This window comes from Coleofasciculus sp. D1-CHI-01 (assembly GCF_040218875.1).
GTDB lineage: Bacteria > Cyanobacteriota > Cyanobacteriia > Cyanobacteriales > Coleofasciculaceae > Coleofasciculus.
Genome location: NZ_JAVJQP010000178.1, coordinates 1 through 4,231, shown reverse-complemented (window position 1 = coordinate 4,231; position 4,231 = coordinate 1). Strand labels below are relative to the sequence as shown.

The 4,231-nt window shown below is 47.4% G+C and carries 4 protein-coding genes and 1 rRNA gene; all 5 read left to right on the top strand.

Annotated elements, in window-relative coordinates:
- Positions 1-115, top strand: a 5S ribosomal RNA gene (rrf, locus tag RIB93_RS30280); the annotation flags it as partial.
- Positions 116-389: 274 nt separating this feature from the next.
- Entirely contained in the window at positions 390-1,823 is a 1,434-nt protein-coding gene (locus RIB93_RS30275) for an FAD-dependent oxidoreductase (protein WP_446378651.1), read from the top strand.
- Positions 1,820-3,088: an NAD(P)/FAD-dependent oxidoreductase gene (locus RIB93_RS30270; protein WP_446378649.1), complete on the top strand. Its 1,269-nt coding sequence runs from the start codon at positions 1,820-1,822 to the stop codon at positions 3,086-3,088. The genes RIB93_RS30275 and RIB93_RS30270 overlap by 4 nt, the downstream gene beginning before the upstream one ends.
- Before the next feature lie 18 nt (positions 3,089-3,106).
- Complete coding sequence (locus RIB93_RS30265) at positions 3,107-3,238, top strand: hypothetical protein (RefSeq protein ID WP_446378647.1); 132 nt, start codon at positions 3,107-3,109, stop codon at positions 3,236-3,238.
- A gap of 211 nt (positions 3,239-3,449) precedes the next feature.
- Positions 3,450-3,818, top strand: a complete 369-nt coding sequence (locus RIB93_RS30260; protein WP_446378645.1) for a DUF1667 domain-containing protein — start codon at positions 3,450-3,452, stop codon at positions 3,816-3,818.
- Positions 3,819-4,231: the final 413 nt, after the last annotated feature.

The following is a 4,231-nucleotide window of genomic DNA, read 5'->3' as shown; positions in this document are numbered from 1 at the left end:
GGTGTCTCTGGCGCAATGGCTCCACTCCGAACCCATCCCGAACTCGGCTGTGAAACGTTGCTGCGGCGAAGATACTTTGGGGGTTGCCCTCTGGGAAAATAGCTCGATGCCAGACTTCTTCTTTTTATAAAGCCCTCTTTTATTGCTTAAAAGAGGGCTTTGTGCTATGGAAACCTTTTACTTGACTGGTGTTCTAGCTACAATGAACGATTCAACGAAGTAGAAGGTTGAGTTTCGCTTCATTAGTTAAATAAATCTAAAAAATTCCTAGATAGGTTCGATATCAAAACGTTGGTTTCTTATACTGGAATAGTCTATTAGCATTTTAATTAATTATTTTCAGAATCCCTAACAAGAATTAAGTCAAAAAATTATGGCAGGTCAGAACTATGGTTTACGATGTAGCTATCATTGGCGGTGGCGTAATTGGTTGCACGATCGCGCGTGAGTTAATGCGCTATCCTATCCGTGCTGTTTTGTTGGAGAAAGAGAGCGAAGTCGGATTCGGAACCAGTAAAGCCAACAGTGGGATTATTCACGGCGGTCATCACGGCTCCCCCAAAACCTTGAAAGGGAAACTGGAGTGGTTGGGGAATCAAATGTGGGATACTATCTGTGATGAGCTGGGTTTTGGGTTCAAGCGCATTGGTGAACTAACAGTTGCTCTAACCGAAGACCAACTGCCTACGTTAGACCAACTAAAACAACAGGGTGAAGAAAAAGGCGTTCCTGGTCTGGAAATGTGGGATCAGGAACGCTTACTGCGAGAAGAACCCCGCCTCAATCCCGACGCCATCGCTGGACTCTATGCTCCAACGACAGGTGTGATCAATCCTTACGAAGCCTGTTTTGCCCTGATTGAAAATGCTTGTCTGAATGGGTTGGAACTGGTGACCGATAGTTTGGTGCAGGACATTGACCAAACGGACGACATTTGGACAATCAAAACGAATCGCGGAGAATTCCCGACTCGCTTTATCATTAATGCGGCGGGACTTTGGGCTGATCGTATCGCTCAAATGGCAGGCGTACAACCCTTTACTATTCGCCCTCGCAAAGGTGAGGAATATATCCTGGATAAGCGGTTAATGGGTTTAGTCAAACGGGTAATTTTCCCCTGTCCCACTCCCGTGTCCAAAGGGATTCTCGTCATCCCCACCTACGATGGCACGATTATGGTCGGTCCCACGGCAGAAATGACCGATGATAAGGAAGACTTGACCACCAGCGTCGCCGGAGGACAAACCGTATTCCAGATGGTCAGGCAAGTCGTTCCCGGTATTAGTCCGAGGGATTGCATCGCTGAGTTTGCTGGGTTACGGGCAGTTACGGAAACCGAAGACTTTATAATTGGTTCGACCGACAAAAAGGGCTTTATTAACGTCGCAGGTATCCAGTCCCCCGGACTCACGGCAGCTCCGGCAATTGCTGAAATGGTAGGAGATATATTGAGGGACGAAGGTCTGCCCTTACAACCCAAGGATGATTTTGTCCCCTCCATTCCCAAACCCATCCATTTTGTTTCCTTGTCCACAGACGAACAAATCGCCCTAACCCAAAAGAATCCTCACTATGGTCGCATTGTCTGTCGCTGCGAATTAATTACCGAGGGCGAGATTTTAGATTCCATTCATCGAGGCGCACGCACCCTCGACGGCATCAAATTCCGTTCCCGCGCCGGGATGGGGCGCTGTCAAGGGGGGTTTTGTACTGGACGGTGTATGGAACTGCTATCGCAAGAATTAGACCAGCCGCTATCGCAAATTACCAAACGCGGCGGCGACACTTGGATTGTTCGAGAACGGGAGGAGGTAGCAAAATGATTACAGACACAATCAGTCACTTAAAAAAAGAGTATGATGTCGTAGTCGTTGGTGGCGGTCCAGCAGGTATGGCAGCCGCCTTAGGCGCAAGACAGGCGGGAGCAAATCGCATCCTGATTGCTGACCGGGAGAAAGAAGCAGGCGGTATCCTGTTGCAATGTATCCATCCGGGTTTTGGACTCCAGCATTTTAAAGAAGAACTCACCGGTCCAGAATATGCCCAGCGCTTTTTGGAGCAAGTCTTAGAAACGGACATAGATATTGTCAGCGATGCTTACATCCTGGATATTAGTGCTGACAAACAAGTCAAACTCATGTCCGGTAGCCAAGGCGTCCACGTTCTTTCCACCAAAGCCGCTGTACTAGCAATGGGTGCCAGAGAACGCACACGCGGCGCTATTCGCACTCCTGGTACTCGCGCCTCCGGTGTCTTGACCGCTGGGTTAGCTCAGAAATTTGTCAACATGATTGGTTATCTGCCTGGATATCGGGCGGTGATTCTTGGTTCTGGGGATATTGGCTTAATTATGGCGCGACGGTTGACATTGGAAGGGGTAGAAGTCGCAGGCGTGTTTGAAATTATGCCTCACGCCAATGGACTCAATCGCAATATTGTCCAATGTCTGCACGACTTCGACATTCCCCTGCACCTTTCCACGACAGTTGCGGACATCCATGGCACAGACCGAGTAGAAAAGGTTACTGTTGCTCCCGTTGATGAAAACTTTACCCCAAATTTAGACAAAAGCTGGGATATTCCTTGTGATACCCTGCTGCTGTCCATTGGTTTGATTCCAGAAAACGAACTATCCCGACAGTTGAAACTCCAGATTGACCCCGTAACCAGTGGTCCGGTGGTGAACAGCATGATGGAAACCTCCATGGATGGAGTTTTTGCTTGTGGTAATGTTGTCCATATTCACGACTTAGTGGATTTTGTCAGCCAGGAAGCCTTTCTCGCAGGCAGCAATGCTGGGGCTTACGTCACCGAACAACGCCCTCCGGGGGATAATATTCGCCTAGTTCCAGGGGAAAATGTGCGCTACTGCGTCCCTCATACTATTTCCACTGACCGAGAACACACAGTTTACATGCGGGTTAAGCGCCCCATGGAAGAAAGCGTATTGCGTTTAGGTGACGTGTATGAGAAAAAACTACGCTTTGTTTTGCCAGCAGAGATGGTTAATCTCAAAGTACGTCCTCGGTTTTTGGAGAACTTCCACGGGGATACCTTACGGGTAGATGTTGTACCCTGTGAAGATTAAAGGAGTAAGGTGCGGGAGATGGAGAAGATAGGGCACGATGTTCCAGACATGATGACAGAAGCGTCTGGGGGATGGGGGAGTGAACTCAAAATTGAGTCAGGGCGGGTTTCGTACCAACGTTACCATCATCAACTCAAAGAAAGTCCTTAAACCCGCCCCTACAAACCAGGTTCCCTCAAGGGTGGCGAAGGAGTCTCTAGTAATATCATGTCCTTATCGTCAGTTATCATTTACTTCTCCCTGGCAACCTTCTTCTTTCCCTTCTACCATCTGCCATCTGTCCTAGAGCCTTGTCTCCACCAATGGCGTAAGTATTCAACCGGACATGATATGAACAATCAGCAATCACCAGGTATTTATTATGACAACAATTACTCATTACCTTTGTATTGGCTGTCCCCTAGGTTGCCGTTTAGAAGTTGAAGATGAAGACAATAAGATTGTCGAAGTGCGGGGTTTTAACTGCAAACGGGGACAAGAATATGCTAAACAAGAACATACCGAACCTCGCCGTATGGTAACAACTACTGTACAGGTAGAACAAGGGCTTTGGGCTAGGCTTCCGGTGAAAACTACTATGTCTATCCCTAAGGAAAAAATGCAGGAATTGTGCCAAGCGCTGCGTCAATTGAAACTAACTGCACCTGTGAAAATGGGTGAGGTGATTTTGGCGAATGCCTTGGAAACAGGGGCGGATGTGGTTGCTACTAGAGACATGCCAGCCGCTTGAATTAGATTGATCCTGTCATGCTGAACGAACTGAAGGATTTCGTTCAGCATGACAGAAGATTACTTCTTTAACTGCAACTTGGTATAAACCAGCCCCGGTCAAATTGCAAAATTGAGTCAACCCGATAACTCCCCCATCTCCCTGTTTCCTCGCTGGAAATGTTAATGGTAGCCTAGACGATTACTTGAAACACATTACAGTATAGATAGCCACCGTGTTTGAAATTGAGTTTACAGACCAAGTATAGCGATCTTCCAGGTTATGCAGCTAAATAGGGGTTGCTGCACAACTCCGAAACCCTTAGCCATCAATACTTTGAGCGGTATTTACAGTTGACTTAATGCTCCTGAATCTGGTAAAATTGCTCAAAATCCTTGCATCATGATCAGATAGATGTACCGAAAAGTTGAGAA

Excerpts from the sequence above, each read along its gene's own strand:
- RIB93_RS30275 (WP_446378651.1), top strand. The coding sequence starts at position 390 with ATGGTTTACGATGTAGCTATCATTGGCGGTGGCGTAATTGGTTGCACG.
- RIB93_RS30270 (WP_446378649.1), top strand. The coding sequence starts at position 1,820 with ATGATTACAGACACAATCAGTCACTTAAAAAAAGAGTATGATGTCGTA.
- RIB93_RS30265 (WP_446378647.1), top strand. The coding sequence starts at position 3,107 with ATGGAGAAGATAGGGCACGATGTTCCAGACATGATGACAGAAGCGTCT.
- RIB93_RS30260 (WP_446378645.1), top strand. The coding sequence starts at position 3,450 with ATGACAACAATTACTCATTACCTTTGTATTGGCTGTCCCCTAGGTTGC.